Below are 19,536 nucleotides of genomic sequence, written 5' to 3' on the forward strand. Positions count from 1 at the left end.
TTAGCAATCACTATTTAAAATGACCTTACAGGAGGCTTACGTAGTAGCTACTGCCACCGAATCAGGTTCATTTGCGTATGATCAGCCCCAGCTCAGCAAGACAATCTAGTGCATAATCATTCGGCACCCCGTGCTTCGCTAATCGGTCAGCAAAATGAATTGGGGATTCGCTGGGGGACTTAGGCAAAGCAAATAATGCGGGTACCAGAATTTCCCGATGCGGCGAGGTATCGAGCAATGCTTGAGTTTTTGAAACTAGCTCTGTATGACTCGGCCAACTTGCTCTCCATATGCATATACTCTTGCGACTGAATTCGTCTCGACGTGGTTCTGATGCAAGCTGCCAGTGTGCTTTAGCTGCGTGTTCTTCTGCAGCTTTATCGACCTTCATTTGTGCTTGTGCCTTTAATGAATCGAAGATTTGATTGCGACACCATTTTCTGTGTTCTACGCTCAGTGAGATAAACTTTCGCAATACATCGCGATCTACCATGAGCAATTTTGGATCGGAAATATCAATGGAAATTTCCGCCATGCCCTGGTGTTTTGGTTGTGCCTGCTGATAAGAATGGCTGCTTGCAATAAGTCGCACATAAACCTGCTGACCACTTTCCAGTGTTAGGATCGCATCGGTCACATCGACAAATTCGTATGCTGTTACGTTCACAATTTCTGAACGCCCCTCCACCGTCTCTCTTAGAAGTTTTCCATTATCTGTCTTGGCAAATACTGTTGCAAAATAGCCAGGTAAGCAAATTTCGGTTGCATTGGCTAAACAATCTTTTGCAGCCGCAAGTATGGATGCCTCTGAACAACTTTCCAATTCGGCTAATTTTTCATGTCGAAAATGTGGTCGTCGCTTCCATGTGGGATTTTCTGAATTGACTGCTTCAAGCGGTGCTCGACAACCAGGACACACGCATTCGCAATTTAGCCCGGCTTTAACTTCGGAAATGTGTCTGGCAGAGTTATCAGCCGATGTCACAGCCCAAACCATGATATTTGCCATGCCTATACTTTCTGATATAAATTGAAGACTGCATTCGTCTTATTTTTTCATGCTAATCGAAAACACTCAAATAATCTGATTGAATTTTCTCAATGTTGCCATTGCTGATCCAGGCATTCGCGCCAGCCATCAACCCTTGTTCATACGCCCATTTTGCAATCGTCTTGGAAGTAGATACATTGCAATCAAACGGCAAAGTACGCATGGACTCCAATATATAGTCGCCACTCTTGAGGTTTCTCTCGCTCCATCGTTCCAGATGCAGACGGGCCGCTAACAGTTCTCTTTTATCGTTGTTGCACGAGCCGTGAGCCACAACAAAATTTAAGGCAGTATCTCGGGGATATCTTGACCATGGGATGAAGTGATCCACCGCAACAGCACTTGATAGAGGTTTTGTACAGAAAAAACATTTGTGCTCTTGAATAGGCTTCAGTATTTCTGCGACACTTGCGAGATTGGCTCTTGATGTGCCAAACATGAAAGCATTCAAGTCTGCAAAATCTCCGATGATGGGTTTATTTCGCTTGTTGCCTTTTACATGGTCTGTCCAGCCCGCCCGTACTAGCTGTTGCACAAAAGTCTGAAAACGGCGCAAATTGAATGCTACGCCTGGGTGCAATATCAATGCTCTATTCTTGATCTCGGGATCGTACAGAAAGGCCAGCGTACCTCCAGGTAGATTTTGGAGGAATCGAACCGGCATGTTTCGAACAACACTAGCTATCTCCTTAATGATGCTCGGCCACATTACATGGCTACGCGCCTGATGTATAGTGGTTGCCCCATTCTCGCGCAAGATGAGCAATAGGTTGACAACGCTGGCTTGGACACCAAGATTCTGAAGAAGTACACCAGGTGTATTGGGGGGAGTGGTCACATAAGGTACGGTCTGCGGCCAATAAAACTCAGCGAATTTTTCTGCTAACTGATACATCGAAATGGGCAGTGGCGACCCAGAATCGTCACCCAGCTCAACAGACAATTCAGCCAGTGCAAGAATCAATGCATATTTATAGGTGGACGAAAAATCTCCCTCATCAAACAAACGCTGCAGTTGCTGCAGGAATTCAATCTGTTGATCAGACGTTGGCCGCATATTTATTAATCCCAGTATTTTGCTTTGTCAGGAAAAATCCATCGGACACCACCGCGAGGATCTTTCTGGTCACCGTTGAATCGTGGTATTAAATGGATATGCAAATGAGGGACAGTCTGACCGGCAGCTGGTCCATCATTGATACCTATATTGTATCCATCAGGTTCTAATTCATTTGTAATCTCACCTTTTGCGGATTCAAGCAATTCGAATAGAGATTCTCTTTCATCTCGTGAAAGCTCAAAGAATGATCCTATATGCTTGTGCGGAATGATCAACGTGTGCCCAGGTGAAACTGCAAAGCCATCTCTAATCACAAAACCAGTGGTATTTTTTTGGATAATGCGATCTGCAGGAATACTGCAAAATGGGCAGGAGTTTTTCATCAATTAGGTCGTATAAGAGTAAGGCTTGCCATATGTTTTAATTTGCAGCCATTGAGCGATAAGCTGGGTAAGCTTAATGAGAAAGACGAAACTTGAAAATACAAATTTTCAATCCAATGATGACATTAACATAATTTAATTTATAGGGGGTGAAGAAGACTTTATATATAAAAAAAATGGTCGATGCAATTTCCGTGAAGCAGGTCTCGCGAGGAAATTTTGCATTGCATATGGCTTATGCGTTCAATTGTGTTTGCTCATATATAGCTCGCAGAGCTTCCCGCTGTTTGTTTCTGATTGTTGTGAAATGGATATGTCAGCGACAATTTGGTCGTCACGTGGCTGATTCGCCAGCCCGTAAATGAGTGAGCCAGACAATGAGGCTACGGCTTTCCCTTTATCGGGGACTTCTGCATAGGGCTTCAAACACTCATCAACTTCAGACTCAACAAAGCTGCGTATTCTCCTAAAAGTAGCCACGCATTCTCACCGCAATGTAGGCAGTGGTTCTTATTTCAAAGTAGCCACCAATTGGCGCCATAAAATAGCCGCTCATTCTCATTTCAAAATAGCCACTGTTTCTCATGCAAAGTAGCCACGTGCATGTACCGAATCGATTTAGCCTATAAGCTCAACTATTGGCTGATTATCTAAATCGAAAGAACTCCATCTGGAAAAAACTCTTTTCGATGCTAAGTCCGAAAATGGAAATGCTATAGTAGTCAAATCGCTCTGTGTGGCCCTTTATTACGCCACGTACAGCAATACCGCGCCAAAATGGCACATGCTTCCGCCAAGCACGAACAGGTGCCAAACCCCGTGTCCGTGACGCCATTTGTGATCTGTGGCATAAAACGCGATGCCGCCGGTGTAGAGTGCACCACCTGCTGCCAGCCACCAGAAACCGTCCATTGTGAGCGCGTTGATTAGCGGCTTAGTAGCGAACACGCCAACCCAGCCCATCACCACGTAGATTAGCAACGACATTAGCCGTGCTCCTTTGGCATACCACAATTCTTGCAGGACGCCAGCAACGGCAAGCCCCCACACCACGCCGAACAGCGACCATCCCCACGTCCCGTTTAGACTGACCAGTGTGAATGGAGTATAGGTACCAGCAATTAGCAAGTAGATCGCGCAATGGTCGAGTCGACGCAATACGTCTTTGGCTGGTCCTTGGGTGCTGTGATACAGCGCAGATGTAAAATACAGGGCAACTAGCGTGGCAGCGTAGATGCTGAAACTAACAATCTTCCAATAGTCACCACTTCGAGCTGCTATCGTGATCAGCGATACGCCGCCTACTGCCGCCAGCGCAGCACCTACCGCGTGGGTAATGCTATTGAAGCGCTCTCCGTAATACATGCGTATTATTCCTCTACAAATTTCCCACTACTGAAAGCTGCGGCCCAAACATTGTAATTTGCGTGGGCGCGTTGTGTACTTCCTGGCGAAGGCTACCCCCCGGTCACACGGCCTATCAATTCCCAGTTCTTTCCAATAGAAGTGACGCCATTGTAATGGATCAATACATTCACTGAGTACGCCTTCCCTTTTATCGGTAGTTTGCCGCTTGACAAAATTTGCTGAGACATATCGCAGATACTCTGTGTCCCATCTGGTCAGATAAAGCTGGGAAGGCCAGTAGTTTAAAACAACGTTTGCATGAAGTGATGGCCCGCGGTTGAGCACATGAATACTGTCAATCGAATCCTGTGACTGCGGTTAATCATTCATTGCCGGAACAGCCTGGCAAATCTGTGAGAGCCAAGTGGTGAAGTTCACGCTATTTAAGAAAAATGAGTATTGTCATTCAATAGGGCAGCAAATCTCCGATTGAAACTACTGCCAATTCTCATCTCAAACTGGACGAACTCTCGCATTTCAAAGCGAATACCCAGTCGCCTCATCAGGCAGGGGGAGCCTAAACACATAGAACCTGACTGCCGTCAGGGTTAATAGACAGGTTTGTGATGCAACAAGATAGCCCTATCCTGATATCTAACTTGGTCGCTGCTGCACAGCGTTGCGTCAGTTACGCCAGGACAGGGAGCCCGTTGACTTATAAAGAGCATGCCAAATGACTTAAGCACTTATCCAATTCTTATAGTCAGATCAGTAGCTTCCAGCAATTAGATGAATTGCTCCAGAATGCGCTGATTTTTCATTCACCAACATGTCTTGTTCCCAGTCGGAACGACGATAAACATATCCAGGAAATTCGTCATTCAGGCTGGCTTCTCTTTTCAGCAATCTTTTGGCGAGATTGGCAAGGATAGCCAGGTCATCTTCACTGCGAACTTCCATCGGAACACATAGCTCAACAAAGCGTGAACGCCTTGTCCATTTGACGTTGAGATAGGGCTCAATGTTGAAATCTTCGATTTGATGGAGTTCCGCCAATGCTTTCTCAAACGATTCGCGCCATGTGTCATTGACAGTAGGCTGCCACTCTCTGAATGCTACTTTCTTGCGGGATTTGCCGACAGTCTTATAGATAGGCGTAGCCCCATCAATATCCCAGTCATGCAAATCCAAGTGAGCAACACGCTTATGTGCTTCATCTTTCATTCTGTCCTGAAAGACCATACGTGGATGTACCCAGGATAAGTGGACCAGGTAGTCGTTCAATATAAATGCACAATCATCCCACCACGATAGATCAGTTTCAGAACGATGGTCATAGCAATGATAAGACCGGACTCCATTGACAAAGTGCCCAGCGTTTTGCCTGCGAAGATGACGCTTTGCTGCCAATCTCAGTGTCTCTACTTGCTTGTTTTTCATCTCAAAAAATTCCTGGCAATTCCTTCATCATGAATCTGTCGAAGGGCGTTCTCGGAAAGCATAGCGATTTGCCTGTGCGTCGTAGAGTGCGTGATGCTCGGGCAGACTGTTCTTCTGGTGGAATTCGTAGCGCAGCAATTCGTTGATTTCATTCGCTACTAGCCGTGGATGGCACCAATTTGGTACCCGATAGTCCAGGGCATCGGCGAATAAATCCCAGTCGGTTTGGTAGTCAAAACAGATTTCAATGTCTGCCCCGCGTGGTCGGACCAAATTCAACCATGACAGAAGACGACCTCGAAGCTCCTCCGCACTGCAGGCGGCGTTCGCCATCATGCCCAACATTGGAATCACCACCATGCGGACGAAGGGACTGCACACCTGTTCAGGATACGGCACCTCTGCATAAAATTCTTCGCCGGACGCTGACGCAAGTCCAATACTGATAAGATGTGTATCAATAAAGTCGGTAAATTCAGTGTCAACAAAGATTTTTAGCATATGCAAGATAAGAAAAATGCGAGTGCTCCATGAATCCTATTTCGTACACGGCACTCAATGTGTGCAAATTCAAGTTGATTCTGCCAGTAGTTATCGCGTCAATGCGGCTACTAACTCCTAACCAAAATGAACTCCCTTTCAATCGCGTTTCCGGTCATTTGATATTTATCACGGTTAGCTTCAAATTGTACGTTGCTCAGTTCAAGATAAATTTTATCGTCTTCAAATGTTTTCATATATAAATGAGAAGTTGCTCCATGCGCCAGGCTAATTTTTGGTGACATTGAGACTCCCATTTAAAACCGAAATTGCTATCACTGAAGAAATGGTCGTAATTCAGCCAGTTTAGTCCAGACTTAAAGTAGTCCTTCAATTACCCGGATTCCCGCTTCCATCTTTTCTCTAGCAGAAGAATTGGCAGAGTGCACGGCCATCTTGGGCGGCTTGAAGCCATGCAATGCGACAGCTTCCTCTATCCACACCACTACATCATAACCAGTGCCACGTTCATCATTGCCCAGATCATGGTCCAAGCTGATTTCGGCTACCGCATTAATTTTCAACAGGTCAATGGCTTCGTTTGGCCAATACACGCGTACCCAGCCTTCTGGCGTGGCACGCTCGTCGTCCAGGAAAACGCGTAAGGCAAGGGAAGCTGGATTGGGTGAAGTCATGGCGGTGTGAACCAGATGGTCATGCTCCACTAAGCGCTCATAATCCTTACTGCCAAATTCACGTCCGACAGGTGTGACATTAGCCCAGAAAGAATCTTCTTTTCCCAATACAGGACTAGGAAGCCCTTTGAGGTAATCATCAATCAGCTGTTTCCGCGTTTTATTTGTCATGATCGTGGCTTCCTATACTTGTTATCAAATGTCGAAATTGTGTTTACGTGTGAGCCCATCTGGAAGATCAATAATTAGGTTTGGATCGAAATGAGCATTCTCAGCGGTACCCGCCCGGGTCTTATACCCACATGGATTGCACACCACGCGGCAATCACCGACTTGATAATCAAATGACTCATGCATATGCCCATGAATCCAGAGATCGGCCTGTGAGGCAATCTCATCCAAATTGGCTGCATAGGCCGCAGACACCATGTCATTGGCATAGCGCTCCGAGACGGATTTCATCGAGGGAGCCATGTGGGTCACAACCACGGTCTGTCCTGCAAAAGGTTCGACCAATTTTTGCTTGAGCCATGATTTATGCTGTGAATGAAACTTTGCAGTATCTGCCGACCTGAGTTTGCGATACCCGGCACTGGCCAACCGTATGCGCTTGTAGTCGTTCATCACTGCTTCTGCTTCGCGCATAGCAAACTGGCGATCACCATCTCCGAACAATCGAAAGTCTGTCCACATGGTCGCACCGAGAAACCGTACGTTTTCGAGTATGAATTCACTACAGTTCAAGAAATGCACATTGCCTGCCGCCGTGCATGCAGCCTCGATGTTTTCCTGCACATGCTCCAGATGCTTTCCGTAGGATTCATGATTGCCATGCACATAGAGCACAGGAATACCCGCAAACGTCCGAGCGGCCCACTCGACCGCTTTCGCCCCAGTATCAATATCTCCGGCCAAGATCACCACATCCGGGCGACTGGTGGTAGGATCAATGACGGGAGCCGCTTCGCGCCACAGCTCGTGATGAAGATCTGATAAAGGCAAAATACGCATGATCACTTTCAATAAATAACGTTCCTCTTTGTATAACGGATGGGAATAAACCTTCCTTTAAGTGCTGAACTCGGATGTTTGAAAATAAAATTCGCTTCTAGTCACTAACTGCTCATGAAAAAAATATTCATCGATACGGAATTTACTGACTTCTTTGACCTGCACCTGATCAGCATAGGCCTGGTGAGCGATGAAGTTGAGGAATTCTATGCAGAAGTTCCATACCCTGATGCAAGCTGCAGCGCATTTGTGCGTGAGGCAGTCATCCCGCTGCTAGGAAAAATACCCGGCGCAGCGATGGCAATAGATAGTTTATGCCAGCAGCTTTTTGCCTGGCTATCCGCTGTTCGCCCTGAGAACTCGGACATTGAGATTTGCTACGACTACCAATTCGATTGGGATTTATTTATTGACGCTATCGACTATCAAGTTCCGGCCTGGTGTCGCCGACGCCTGATCGCCAGCAATATCAATGAAGTCCTGAAGTATGAATTTTATATGAAGCATGGCTTGCCTCAACATCATGCTCTCTATGATGCCAGGGCGAATCTGGCGGCTTTTCATGATCCCGAGGATGACCATCAATAATGTGTCTCTTTCCTGCAATTAAACAGCTATATCGTTCAAACAGAACATGATGACAATTTTTATTTTTTGTCCGGTAGTTTCTTACCCGCCAACAGCAGATTTATACGATGGCTCCAGTCGTCCGCAGCGGCATTGTTGCCCACTTTCATAGTCACTGAGGTGGACTCCAAGTCATTCAGATAAAACTTGAAACGATAGTTGCTGCCTTTGACCTGGTGGACTCCTCCTTGATTTTTGATGTCGTTGGTCCACAGAATGTCCCAGTTGCTGATCTCGGAGAAATCCACTACCCACACGCAGTGGCCGTTATATTTCATGAACAGCACTTTCCTGGCCTCTGGGTCAAACATGGTGCAATCTTCTTCACGCGTAAATCCGAGTGATTTACCCATCTGAAAAGTCGTGCCGAATTCCTGATTGACCGATGCCAGAGTCGAGGCAAGCCGGGTCTTTTCTTGTCTGCCTATATACCTGATCCAAACGATGAATCCTCCGATGATCAGGATAGCGACCAGCTTCTCAGTCCACTTCTCCATCCCACCAAAGAGCAGGATGAGAGCAGTCACGATACAAACCAAGAGATAGGCTGTGCCAAAAAGAGTAGCCAGCGTGTGCGAGGAAGCCGACGTCGAGATATCGTAAGGGGTTGGTCGTTTCATAAAACAGGGTAATTGATGAATACCGAGGCCAGAATTCCAGTGGCGCTTGCGTAAAGTAGTAGGCATACGCTATTGCCTGGCCACCTCTGCCTGGGTTGGCACATTCACGAACCAGAAGCGGTAATCCTGGGCTTCATTCCAGTTATATCCCAGTGTCATCATGATGCTGCCAATGTAGTAGTTGCCATTGGGGTTGAAAAACAGGTCATAACCGGGTTTATTGGAAAACAGGTGCTGTGGCGGCAGTGGGCCACGCGTACGCTGCGCGCCGGTGTGCTGCGTGCCACTGACGACACCAAAGCTCTTCCACATCAGGCCAACGTCCTTGAACGGCGTGTTCCGCACAATGTCGTCACCACAGACATTCAGGTTATCGTAATTGACTGAATGCTTTGCGTCGCTCCATACCATGAGCGACACGTTGATACAGTCATTGGCTGAATAGCGACCAGGCACGCCACCAGGTGGCATACCGTAAAACCACTTGGGTAACTTATTGATGTTGACGGCAACCCTGGGCCAGTCAGCAGAGGCGCTTGCTCCAATGCTGTCTTTGACCGGCAAATTGGTAAGGCGCAGGCGGCCATCTGGCGCTGCAACTGCAGTTTTGTTATTTCCGCTCTGGACAGGGGCGACGATGGCATTGCCAACCGTATTGATGGACGCGTTCAGTCTCTCGCCAAACGACTGGCCAGAAGCTTGAACAGGCTGCCCATCTTTGCCCTCTTGTTGTGACGTTTGTGCTGTAACACATCCTGTGAGCACGAAGATGCTGAGAAGAAATAAGGCAAGTGCATGCCTTAGCCCATAGTGACGGCTTAATTTCATTGCCTTATCCTTTTAGTTAATATTGGAAAAAATGCCCTTGATTTGATTCGCGTCATAATTACAAGACCGATCGAACGATACGAATACCAGAGGTTTGGGAGTACCTTTTCATGTTGAGCTTTCAATAAAGGCAGTGTTTCTATTAGAAGAATTTGATTGAAACCAGAATATAGCTGAAATTTACCATAATGTGCACTATAGTAATCATTGCGTTTATTATAAGCTGTGGACTGTAAGACATCCAAATTGGATGCTTACAGGCATGAAGAAATCCAAAAAACAACTGTCGAGTAAAGAAATATTTGGCCAGAACCTACGCCGTGCGCGTCGGCACAAAGAAGTATCGCAAGAAGATTTGGCTCTGCGATCAGACTTGAGTCGCAGTTATGTCAGCGGTGTTGAACGCGGAATACGCAATGTGTCAATCGACAACATGGATTTGCTTGCCCAGGCTTTAGGCATTCCTATTCGGGATCTTCTGGATCCCGATTTATTTGCTTATGTAGACGACAAGCTGGATTGACTGTCTGAATGAGGCTAAGTATGGCATTACGTGCCAGGCCTGGTGATGTAACCAATTACAGTTCCAAGAATCAGGCAACCGATATTTACAGTGCGATACGGAGCAAGTTCATCGTCAATACCATAGGAAAGCCGAGTGGGGTCGCGATAATTTGCCCTACAAGTGAGCCAATAAAAGACACCGATAATAGCCGTATAAGACAAAAATTTTGAGGGAGACTCGCGTAGAAAAATAGCGAGCGAAGGGATCAAGAAAAGGACCGAAGTGAATGGGCTCGACCGAGTCCCGCCAGTTAGCACAATAAGAAAGATCGTAATTGTAATATCTAACAGGAAGACGAACATCATTGCTAAGGACTGATTTATTGTGGGAACGCTTAAATCCCCCATCAGCGCGCCCCAAACTTTATAGAATTCCTCGGAAATACCAATGATGAAAATGGTGAGAATAGCGAGAACCAAACCCAATCCAAAGGCAGGTGCTTTGATAGACCCTTCCTGACTGTGTCTATCTTCGCGATATCCACTGATGCCTAAGAAAATAATAATGAGAAGAAATACCTGCATAATAATTGTAGCGCCCGCTATGCTGGAAGGCTTTATTTCATTCATGTTCGAATTCCCTCATCTTAATGAAGAACCGTTAGTTCGATTTTGAAAATAGTGTTGCTAAGCAACCTCTGATTCAGCCCTATTCATAGTTCGCAAACTAATGATTTTTTGGGAAATTAGTTGTGCGATTTTTGACCTAGTCAGGGGTTTCCTAATATTTAGCATTCACCAGCTTGTCCTTAAAAACGCAGAGAAAGCTCTCTATCTCATTAGGAGAGAGTGATCGAAGTGCGCTGGGTAGTTTTGAGATATCTATCCATTCTTGGTGGCTGTCTAAACCAAGTGCTCGTATACCTGTAGTAGTACCTGCATGAAGATATACGCGATCTGGAGCAAGTCCAAGATAAGCTCCTATACGTAATGCCGTGTCATATATAAAAAGCTCCCCAATACCATTAATTAGGCTTGTTTGCTCACGAACAATTAAAAATAAATCATGGAAAGTTTTCGATTCTTTGAGACGCGAAAAGACAGAACTCAGGCATTCTTCTGCTTTTCGAAGGACAACAAGTTGCAATCTACATTGATGCTTGTAACGTTTTCCACGGTGATCAATTGCCAAAGCAGCATGATGAATGCAAACTTCTAAAGAAGGCATATCTTTAAAGAAGTTTTTTTCAGTTTCAAGGTCAGGCAAATTATATGATCTGAATTCACGTACGAGCTTCTCAATTTTTACCTGCTCGCTTTCATGGAGTGGTTTCTTACGCACTGGATTTCCTTTTTAAGCTGATAGAACCAGATCGGAACGAAGGCGATCTCAACTTCAAAAAAAAAATCTATTGAGGCCAGAGCCATCGGTTTTTCTCCTGCTATGGCGTGAAAAAACTACTTATTACATTTGGTCTCTAAAGTACTCGTCGTATCAAGTAGTTGAGGTTTTTCACCAACTGTTGCTACGTAAATTGCCTGGTTGTTTAAAAGAACGCTGACTTTCTCTGAACGCTCTAAAAATTCCCCGGTAATAGTTGTACCATCAAATAACTTGAGCGAAGTAGGGAAAATTTTCTTAGTTCGTGCCATACAAATTTCGTCGCGGAACTGCTTTTCCCCAACAATATGAGCAGCATAGAACCACATAACTACGGGGATAAATATGAAAAAAGTAAATGAAAAAATTCCTGCGACAGCCATCGCTGCCGGTTTTGCAGTAGATGCATCCAATCGAAAATTCTTGACGATCCAGGTGACACTGGTAAAGAGCCAATTTGGCGGTGGTCGGCTATCTCTATTCAATCTAATGGACAATAGGATCATATAAACCGCAAATCCCAAAAGTATTAATAGACCATAGAACCAGTTTTGCAAAGGTCCCATGAAGCCAAAATATGCAACCTGCTGAAACGATAAAGGTGTAATTGGCCCATTCCAACCCGCTACATTCCAATATCCTGCCAAAAAGGACGAACCCGTCATCCAGGAACCAGCTGCTACCAAGCTAATAATCAGCGTAGCCCATTTCAGAAAATCCAATTCCTTTTTAGACGAATTCTCTGATTTAGCTCGTATCTTAAATTTTATTTTTTTTGAGTCACTATCACCCATTGGTTTACCTTTAGCTTAGTTGATGTTGTTTTAAGTTTGATGGAATTACATTTTTAAGATTATTTGAACGGAATATAGGCAATACCATTCTTAATAGCATCAGCAGTCTGCGCCTTGTTTTCCTGGCTCTCACTAAAACTAGCTAGTGCGGATGAGGGCGTGCTGACTTTTGCATTGAGCTGACCCAGCCAATAATCGTAGCCAGCCTGGTCTGGAGTACGATGCAAAACATTGGCATAGAAGCGCGTAATCAGTGTCGTATTGCTTGGGTTCGCTCCATACATGGATTTGAACTCTGCTGACTCCATGAAGCTGGCAGCTACCTCTTGAATGGTTACGCCTTTATCCATCGCCTGTATCCAATAACCTAAACCCGCAGCATCCGGTGTTCTGTTGAAGGCAGCTTGATATAACCTGTAGGCTTTACCCGCATTGCCATCAAGATCAAATGCCAGCGAGTAGTCAGCGAATTTAATGCGCTGAAGATTGGTGGCAAGAACTGGAGTACCGCTGCTGTCAGCGATTGTGTATCCAACTTTGGTTGCCGACACCCGGTAATCAGCATATTTACCACTAAAAGTTGTTATCTCTTGTTTAGGGTTGAACTGCAGGGCAGTGACAGGGTGCAATTCAATTTTGTTCTGCAACTGACCGTTTGAATCCATGGCACCTTGCCAGAAGCCGATGCCACCGACCTGGACCTGTGTTTGTGTCGTACTTGCCTGTGTTTGTGCGACAAAGGTTTTATCGAAGGTGTCCCTCGCCGCCTTGATTTCTGCATAGAATGGGGAGTTTTGGCCAACACAGTCCGGATGCGGAATGGCAGCTACCATTGTCATACTACTGCTAGATTTCAAAACGAGCTGATACTCCGAATCTGATGTGGCCTTGTAAGAGATCAGCGCTCCTTCAACCAGGTAGCGCGTATTCTCTATAGGTGAAATACGGTTGCCATCATCGACGACAACGTTGGATAGAGATTGCTGCTGCAACAAGCTGATTGCCGTCGCGAATTCTGTTGATGACACGGCACTGGCACTGCGGTCATTCCCCGTTTTTATATCCCACCGAATCGATGAGCAAGCCCTCGCTGGCGTAGGAAGCTGACACTGCCCGGACACACTGGACCAAACCTGGCCGGCGGGACAAGAGCATGTGTTGTTGACCAGAATTTGCCCACCGGTACAAGTTGGCGTGGTTGTAGGGGTTTTGCAGATGCCACCGACATTCGTTTGACCGACTGGGCACATACAAAGACTCCCGACGACGATTTGTCCTCCTGTGCAAGTTGGCGGCGAAACGGTGCAGGATGAACATGCACAGGAAGGGCTTACAGAGCCGTCAGCGCAACGGATTTTGCCATTGGATGCGCAGGAGCTGCCGACCCCGCCATGCGAGGAACAGCAACCCTGGCACGACGCATATGCCGTTCCCATGCACAAGAATAAGACAGCAAATAATGTAAGTACGAAGCGCGAAAGTGAGGTCAGCATATGTGTTGAATATAAAGACGACGTTTTGGTCCGATTTGCTTCTGTGCAAAAAAAGAAATCAATTCCTTCGATCTGCAATTGCAAAAAAGTTATTGGTTAATTTATTATAGCTGTAACATTTAGTTACTTGTAATGCAATTTTGAAAACAATTGTCAATATTGAATTGGAATGTTGACGGCGTAATTGCTGCTCGTTAAAGTTAATTCGACAAGATGCTTTGCAAAATGAAATCAAAAAGCCGTTTTCCTAATGAAAACCACCAAGCTTTTAATCATTTGACCAGAGTAAGTTAAAACGCGACACCGTCTGTCCGTTGTTCACGGAACTTTGAAGTAGATCAACAGGTGTTTGGCTGCTTGCCTTAAAAAGTAGCTTTTGTACAAAACTATTCTTAAAGGAGATGTTAATGAAGCGAGTTTTGATGCTGGTTCTGGTTGCGACATCATTTTGCTTTAGCCAGGCGTATGCCAAGGGGCCTAGTTACGGCGGCGGCAAGCACACTGTCAGTCACGGTGGCAAATATTCAGGTGGAAAAGGGTCATCCCATAAAGGTGGAACTTATAAGAATACGAAAACGGGTAATAAATATGGCACTCATAAATAGGGTGTTGAAAGCCATTTAACTCCCAGCTGTACTGGCAATCTTTTCTCTTCCTGAGTTTTGCGACGTTATGATCAAATTATTTATCGGGGAAATTACAAATGGCTGACCGACTTGTCATAGCAGTTCTTGGTAATCGTAATTCAGGCAAAAGCACAACTTGGAACACGTTGTTTAATGCAACAGTTAAAACTGGTGATTATGAACGTCCACTCTATCTTAATGACGCTGAATCCGTGAACGTTTTTCTTATAAGTGGCTCGCCAGAAGAACGTGATATAGAAGTAAATAAATTACTTCCCGATCCATTACCAAAAATTGTTCTTTGCTCAACGCAATATAGAGCCGATGTGCAAGATACATACAATTTCTTTTTCAGAAATGGATACGAAGTAATCGTTCAATGGTTGAACCCAGGATATAGGGATCGAGATTCTTATGAAGACAATCTTGCGCTTCAAGCATTCCTCCTCAGCAAAGGAGCTACTCTGCAGGTCCGAGATGCCACCATAAATCCCACCTTAAGAGTGAAAGAGCTACGTCAATTTATATTAGGCTGGGCCAAATATCGTAATCTTGTTCGTACAAAATGGCCGAATTAACTATAGCTGCAACTAGCACAGTCATGCAAATTGGTGTCAAGTATCCTGATCGACGGAGGCAATGCGCCGCTTAGTGCAGTGTTGCATAGTAAGATCCCCAAAATTTGAACCATGGCATATTCAACGAAAGTTCTTCCTTTCAACTATCGAAGAGTTACTGAAGGTAGCATCATTGCTGTTTCTGCCTCCGGCGATTATGCATTTCTGGAGGAAGCTGAATTAACTCAGTTACTGAACAAGTCAATTAAATTGCCTTTAGAACGTCAGGCTGAGTTACGCTCCCGCTTCTTCCTGGCACCAGAGCGTGGAAACCAGGGAACAATACGCTTGCTCATGTCCCGCCAAGCGGCAAAGCGAGAGACTGTGCAAAATGGTCCATCTCTGCACATCATCGTACCGACTTTGCAATGCGCCCACTCCTGCAAGTACTGCCAAGTAAGTCGATCTCTTGAAGACAAGGGACATACCATTTCTCTTGAGCATTTGAACTTGGCTTGCGACACCATCTTCCAAAGTCCTTCAAAGACGCTGACCGTTGAATTTCAAGGTGGTGATCCTTTATTGCGGTTCGATTTGGTCAAGCATGCCATCCTGCGTATTAATGAAAGAAATCAAACTGAAAACCGAACAATCCGTTTCGTCATCGCTACCACATTGCATCAGCTCAATGAAGAAATGTGCAATTTCTTTAAGCAATTTGGTGTCTTCCTTTCTATCAGCATTGATGGCCCGGCAGAGCTCCACAACAAAAACCGGCCCACCCCCACTAGGGATGCCTACGAACGCACCCTGAAAGGGGTTGAACTGGCCCGCACGCATCTTGGATTGCATGCTGTCTCGGCCTTGATGACCACCACCAAAGAATCTTTGCTTCACCCTGAGGCCATCGTGGACGAATACGTCAGGCTAGGATTCAACGACATATTTCTGCGTCCCTTGAGTTCTTATGGCTTTGCAAAGCGGAACCAAGCTCGGCTTGGATATTCATTAAAGGATTTTTCGAATTTCTATCTGCGCGGCCTGGAGCGCATTTTCTACTGGAATCGCCAAGGCGTTGAATTGCGTGAGGTCTACACGTCGATCATCTTGAACAAAATCCTGTCTACGTTCGATAGCGGATATGTTGATCTCCAAAGTCCAACCGGCGCAGGATTGAGTGTTCTCGTCTACAACTACGATGGCTATGTCTATCCTAGCGATGAAGCCAGAATGCTTAAAGAAACAGGCGATCTTTCATTGCGATTGGGCCCTATCGGCACATCCATTGAGGATTTATTGCAGTCTGATGTTCAAAAATCTTTGATCAATGCAAGCATGGTCGACGAAACTCCTGGCTGCCAGAACTGCGCATATAACCGCTTTTGTGCCCCCAACCCCGTTGATTCACAAGCGCAGCTCCACACAGTTTATGCTTTGGTCGAAAGCACCGAGCATTGCCAAAGACATACTTGGCTCTTTGATACTCTATTTGCCAAAGTGAAGACTGCAGACGAGTGGACCATGGATCTGTTTTACCGTTGGTCTAGGCCCAATACAGTTCAAGAGGCGCTATGAGACGCATCTCTGCTACATACAGTGAAGAAATGGAGCGACGGGTCTATCGTGTCGTTGCATATGACAATTTGCATACCGAATGGCAAGAACACTTGCACTTTGCTGTTCTGGTCCAGTCAGATGAAGCTAAGACTGGAACAACTCGCCTTCAGCAATCTGGTTTACACAATATCGCCTGGGTAGATAGTCTGGATATCGAGCCTGGGGATATCATCGTACCGAATCAGCAGAAATCCCAAGTCACTGTGGTCTATCGGGAATCTGATGTACATCACTCGCTGTTCATGACCAATCGCTGCAATAGTAATTGCCTGATGTGTTCACAGCCGCCAACCAAGCAAGACGATTCTTGGCTAATAGCTGAAGCGTTGGATATTATTGCTCATATCCGTGTGTCTCCGCCGACGCTAGGCCTTACTGGCGGTGAACCTGTCTTGCTGGGTAGTGCATTGCGGACGATCATTGACGCCATACAGATCCAGCATCCGACAACACGCATCGAAATACTGTCAAACGGGCGCTTACTAAAAGATGCCACCCTAGCACAGAGTCTGACGGTCAATCTTGCATCCAACGTTTCCTGGCTGGTTCCACTGTATGGCCATGCTGACTTTATCCACGACTTCGTGGTGCAGAGTCCTGGAGCATTTGAAGAGACGATTGCCGGACTATTGAACCTGCAGGAACACCAGCAGCCAATTCAATTGAGAATTGTATTGATAGATCCTGTGCTGCGTGTCTTGCCTGAGTTATGCCAGTTCATAGGTCGAAACCTTCCTTTTGTGAACGTCGTTGCTTTGATGGCCTGTGAACCTATTGGCTACGCTTTGGCGAACCAGGACCAGTGCGAAGTTGATTTACTCGAATGGGGTGACCAATTGCTAGCCTCGGCTAAAACCTTGCAACGTCACGCTGTACCGTTTCTGTTAATGAACGCACCACTTTGTGCCTTACCAAGTCAGTTATGGCCGTATGCAAGGAGAAGTATTTCTGACTGGAAGAACGTCTATGCAGAGGAATGTCATGATTGCCAAGTGAAAGCCCAATGTTCTGGGCTATTTGCGTGGTATGAACGTGGTTGGAAACCAACTAAAATAAAAGCAATTGAGGAGACGGCGATATGAGCAAGTTCATTAAAAATCTTTCGATGTTTTTTGCTGGCATACCATTGCTGCTCACAAAAATCTCAGATGCAGCCGTGCCGACAAAAGAATTAATTGTTGAACCTAATACTGATCAGAAACCGGTATCCTTGCGATCGCTAAACTTCGACATCAATAATTTGTTCGCTGGGCACCGATCGCATTCCAGCCATAGCTCTCATTCCAGCCACAGTTCGCACTCAAGCCACTATTCGGGAACGACAGGCAGTACTTATACTCCTGCACCACGAACTCCGGCTCCAACTACGCCTGCACCTAATCCTCCAGAAACGAGCGGAAAGACGACAAGCTCGACATCGACAGGTAACTCTTACACCGATAATACAACGCCGAGCTCACCACGCTCCAATACAGGAACCAATGATGGTATATCCGGTTCTGAAAACGGCAATGCAAAAACGTCGCCTACCACAACCCAGCCAGGCAGCAGTATGAACACCGCTGAAAAGCTGAAATTGCAGATACTGCGTGTGCAGATCAAACTCAATAGTTTGCAGCTCTATGATGGTCAAATTAATGGCATCATGAATAAAGAGACGCAAAAGGCACTCAAGCAATACCAGGCCGTTAAAGGATTGTCAGTCACGGGCACCATGACTACCGAAACAATGAATGCATTGGGTATTGCCATCTGATTTTATTATTTTTGAAAATATGATTTAGCTTTATGATTAAAAAACTTCTTTGCATTACCGCGTTAGCAGTAACCAATAGCTTTGCATTTGCAGCACAAGACTTTGCTGAATGCCGTCAGTTCTTTGCGAATGGAGAGATTCCAGCGATTGATCACAAGCAAGAGCTCAGTACACGCGCACTTTGTTTTTCTAATTTCGCAGTTCTGCATTCAGGCAAAAGTCACACTCCACTTTATGTGGCTGAAAAATTGAATCGAGACTCCGTTATTGCGGCTAAGGACAATGAAAGAACCAACCGCTTCTTTGCGGACGCACGTCTGCCGCAAAAAGAACGCGCTGAATTAGGGGATTATAAGGATTCTGGATACGACCGCGGACACATGGCTCCTGCCGGAGATATGGATACGGCAGAAGGTATGGCGCAAAGCTTCTCTCTTGCCAATATCGTGCCGCAGGCGCCGCAAAACAATCGCAAGGCGTGGGCCAGTATAGAAAAAGCGACACGTAAGTATGTCACCCGCGCTAGTGGCGATGTGTATGTGATCACCGGGCCCGTCTTTGACTCCAACGTTGAGACGATAGGGTCAAATAAGGTCTGGGTACCAAAGTACCTTTTTAAATTAGTTTACGACAAAAGCGCAAACAAGGCTTGGGCGCATTGGATAGAAAATGCCGACGCAGCAAAAATTGGGAAGCCGATTTCTTATGCTGAACTTGTGCAAAGAACAGGAATGGATTTTATTCCGGCCCTTATTAATTGAGGCGTAATCAGTAATTCGTGTGCGTGCTTTACCGGTATGGCTGCTGAAACAACAAGGAGATAGAAATGGAAACAACTAGCAATTTTGATGAATGGCTTGATGCAGTGGACCCTTGTGACGCGGCGAATGTTGCAGGGTTAGTTGACGCAGTAGAGCGGGAATGTGACTTTTCTGGTTTCAAGGCAGAACGTGCTAAAAACGGCAAACTATTCGTCACTGCTCATGGCATAGATCTGAAGCTGATATTGCTCAGTGAGGACGCTGAGAAGGCATTTGTGCGATATATTCATGGACGTTATGTACCTGACGGGATGGATGCTCGCGTTTACGCTGCGGTCGAACATCATAACGATAGCGACTGATATTAGGTAAATTTAAACCCTCTCAAAAAACGCAAAAAAAATTCTCTTTACCTAGCTGGAATCTACTCGCATGGATATTTCTACGCTAAAAGTATTTGCAAAACGCTTGCGAGTCTATTTTAAGAACATAAGTGTTTCATTGA

General features: G+C 45.7%; 23 protein-coding genes. 8 read left to right on the plus strand and 15 right to left on the minus strand.

Annotated elements, in window-relative coordinates:
* Positions 1 to 67 precede the first annotated feature (67 nt).
* From ACO0LG_RS04570 to ACO0LG_RS04610, 9 genes are all read right to left on the minus strand, one after another.
* Positions 68 to 1,009 carry a hypothetical protein gene (locus tag ACO0LG_RS04570; RefSeq protein WP_423023777.1) on the minus strand — a complete coding sequence of 314 codons (942 nt, stop codon included), beginning with the start codon at positions 1,007 to 1,009 and terminating at the stop codon, positions 68 to 70.
* A gap of 52 nt (positions 1,010 to 1,061) precedes the next feature.
* Positions 1,062 to 2,108, minus strand: coding sequence for an HNH endonuclease (locus ACO0LG_RS04575; RefSeq protein WP_423023779.1), 1,047 nt, complete (start codon positions 2,106 to 2,108; stop codon positions 1,062 to 1,064).
* 5 nt (positions 2,109 to 2,113) lie between these two features.
* A complete protein-coding gene (locus ACO0LG_RS04580) occupies positions 2,114 to 2,494 on the minus strand; it encodes an HIT family protein (protein ID WP_423023781.1) in 381 nt (126 codons plus the stop codon).
* Positions 2,495 to 3,241: 747 nt separating this feature from the next.
* Positions 3,242 to 3,859: a PAQR family membrane homeostasis protein TrhA gene (trhA, locus tag ACO0LG_RS04585; protein WP_423023783.1), complete on the minus strand. Its 618-nt coding sequence runs from the start codon at positions 3,857 to 3,859 to the stop codon at positions 3,242 to 3,244.
* A 750-nt stretch (positions 3,860 to 4,609) separates the two neighbouring features.
* Positions 4,610 to 5,065, minus strand: coding sequence for a hypothetical protein (locus ACO0LG_RS04590; protein ID WP_423023785.1), 456 nt, complete (start codon positions 5,063 to 5,065; stop codon positions 4,610 to 4,612).
* Between the two features lie 243 nt (positions 5,066 to 5,308).
* Positions 5,309 to 5,782 carry a hypothetical protein gene (locus ACO0LG_RS04595; protein WP_422639815.1) on the minus strand — a complete coding sequence of 158 codons (474 nt, stop codon included), beginning with the start codon at positions 5,780 to 5,782 and terminating at the stop codon, positions 5,309 to 5,311.
* A gap of 110 nt (positions 5,783 to 5,892) precedes the next feature.
* Positions 5,893 to 6,066 (minus strand): hypothetical protein, encoded by a 174-nt coding sequence (locus tag ACO0LG_RS04600; RefSeq protein ID WP_423023787.1) that lies wholly within the window; start codon positions 6,064 to 6,066, stop codon positions 5,893 to 5,895.
* Positions 6,067 to 6,138: 72 nt separating this feature from the next.
* On the minus strand, positions 6,139 to 6,627 hold the full coding sequence (locus ACO0LG_RS04605) for a cyclic-phosphate processing receiver domain-containing protein (RefSeq protein WP_423023789.1): 489 nt from the start codon (positions 6,625 to 6,627) through the stop codon (positions 6,139 to 6,141).
* 24 nt (positions 6,628 to 6,651) lie between these two features.
* Entirely contained in the window at positions 6,652 to 7,467 is an 816-nt protein-coding gene (locus tag ACO0LG_RS04610; protein WP_423023791.1) for a metallophosphoesterase family protein, read from the minus strand.
* A gap of 114 nt (positions 7,468 to 7,581) precedes the next feature.
* Here ACO0LG_RS04610 and ACO0LG_RS04615 point away from each other — a divergent pair, with 114 nt between their 5' ends.
* Entirely contained in the window at positions 7,582 to 8,055 is a 474-nt protein-coding gene (locus ACO0LG_RS04615; protein ID WP_423023793.1) for a hypothetical protein, read from the plus strand.
* A gap of 59 nt (positions 8,056 to 8,114) precedes the next feature.
* On the opposite strand, the gene ACO0LG_RS04620 is transcribed toward ACO0LG_RS04615, so the two are convergent.
* Positions 8,115 to 8,780 carry a hypothetical protein gene (locus ACO0LG_RS04620; RefSeq protein WP_423023795.1) on the minus strand — a complete coding sequence of 222 codons (666 nt, stop codon included), beginning with the start codon at positions 8,778 to 8,780 and terminating at the stop codon, positions 8,115 to 8,117.
* Between the two features lie 3 nt (positions 8,781 to 8,783).
* Positions 8,784 to 9,542: a hypothetical protein gene (locus ACO0LG_RS04625; protein WP_423023797.1), complete on the minus strand. Its 759-nt coding sequence runs from the start codon at positions 9,540 to 9,542 to the stop codon at positions 8,784 to 8,786.
* Positions 9,543 to 9,804: 262 nt separating this feature from the next.
* Here ACO0LG_RS04625 and ACO0LG_RS04630 point away from each other — a divergent pair, with 262 nt between their 5' ends.
* A complete protein-coding gene (locus tag ACO0LG_RS04630; RefSeq protein WP_423023799.1) occupies positions 9,805 to 10,065 on the plus strand; it encodes a helix-turn-helix domain-containing protein in 261 nt (86 codons plus the stop codon).
* Positions 10,066 to 10,091: 26 nt separating this feature from the next.
* Here ACO0LG_RS04630 and ACO0LG_RS04635 read toward each other — a convergent pair whose 3' ends face one another.
* The 4 genes from ACO0LG_RS04635 to ACO0LG_RS04650 all read right to left on the minus strand — a co-directional run bounded on the left by ACO0LG_RS04635 (position 10,092) and on the right by ACO0LG_RS04650 (position 13,249).
* Entirely contained in the window at positions 10,092 to 10,676 is a 585-nt protein-coding gene (locus ACO0LG_RS04635) for a hypothetical protein (RefSeq protein WP_423023801.1), read from the minus strand.
* Positions 10,677 to 10,827: 151 nt separating this feature from the next.
* Positions 10,828 to 11,388 carry a hypothetical protein gene (locus ACO0LG_RS04640; RefSeq protein WP_423023803.1) on the minus strand — a complete coding sequence of 187 codons (561 nt, stop codon included), beginning with the start codon at positions 11,386 to 11,388 and terminating at the stop codon, positions 10,828 to 10,830.
* Positions 11,389 to 11,504: 116 nt separating this feature from the next.
* Positions 11,505 to 12,221, minus strand: coding sequence for a hypothetical protein (locus ACO0LG_RS04645; protein WP_423023805.1), 717 nt, complete (start codon positions 12,219 to 12,221; stop codon positions 11,505 to 11,507).
* A 59-nt stretch (positions 12,222 to 12,280) separates the two neighbouring features.
* Entirely contained in the window at positions 12,281 to 13,249 is a 969-nt protein-coding gene (locus ACO0LG_RS04650) for a DUF4214 domain-containing protein (protein ID WP_423023807.1), read from the minus strand.
* A 1,168-nt stretch (positions 13,250 to 14,417) separates the two neighbouring features.
* Here ACO0LG_RS04650 and ACO0LG_RS04655 point away from each other — a divergent pair.
* From ACO0LG_RS04655 to ACO0LG_RS04680, 6 genes are all read left to right on the plus strand, one after another.
* The gene (locus ACO0LG_RS04655) at positions 14,418 to 14,918 is read left to right on the plus strand and encodes a hypothetical protein (protein ID WP_423023809.1); all 501 of its coding nucleotides are present in this window, start codon (positions 14,418 to 14,420) and stop codon (positions 14,916 to 14,918) included.
* 111 nt (positions 14,919 to 15,029) lie between these two features.
* Entirely contained in the window at positions 15,030 to 16,472 is a 1,443-nt protein-coding gene (hxsB, locus tag ACO0LG_RS04660; protein WP_423023811.1) for a His-Xaa-Ser system radical SAM maturase HxsB, read from the plus strand.
* Complete coding sequence (hxsC, locus tag ACO0LG_RS04665) at positions 16,469 to 17,596, plus strand: His-Xaa-Ser system radical SAM maturase HxsC (protein WP_423023813.1); 1,128 nt, start codon at positions 16,469 to 16,471, stop codon at positions 17,594 to 17,596. The genes hxsB and hxsC overlap by 4 nt, the downstream gene beginning before the upstream one ends.
* Complete coding sequence (gene hxsA / locus ACO0LG_RS04670; RefSeq protein ID WP_423023815.1) at positions 17,593 to 18,270, plus strand: His-Xaa-Ser repeat protein HxsA; 678 nt, start codon at positions 17,593 to 17,595, stop codon at positions 18,268 to 18,270. Before hxsC ends, hxsA begins: the two co-directional genes overlap by 4 nt.
* 32 nt (positions 18,271 to 18,302) lie before the next feature.
* Positions 18,303 to 19,031, plus strand: a complete 729-nt coding sequence (locus ACO0LG_RS04675) for a DNA/RNA non-specific endonuclease (protein ID WP_423023817.1) — start codon at positions 18,303 to 18,305, stop codon at positions 19,029 to 19,031.
* A gap of 65 nt (positions 19,032 to 19,096) precedes the next feature.
* Positions 19,097 to 19,393: a hypothetical protein gene (locus ACO0LG_RS04680; protein WP_423023819.1), complete on the plus strand. Its 297-nt coding sequence runs from the start codon at positions 19,097 to 19,099 to the stop codon at positions 19,391 to 19,393.
* The last annotated feature ends 143 nt before the right edge of the window (positions 19,394 to 19,536 follow it).

It is taken from the genome of Undibacterium sp. Ji42W, from assembly GCF_049340405.1.
Lineage (GTDB): Bacteria > Pseudomonadota > Gammaproteobacteria > Burkholderiales > Burkholderiaceae_D > Undibacterium.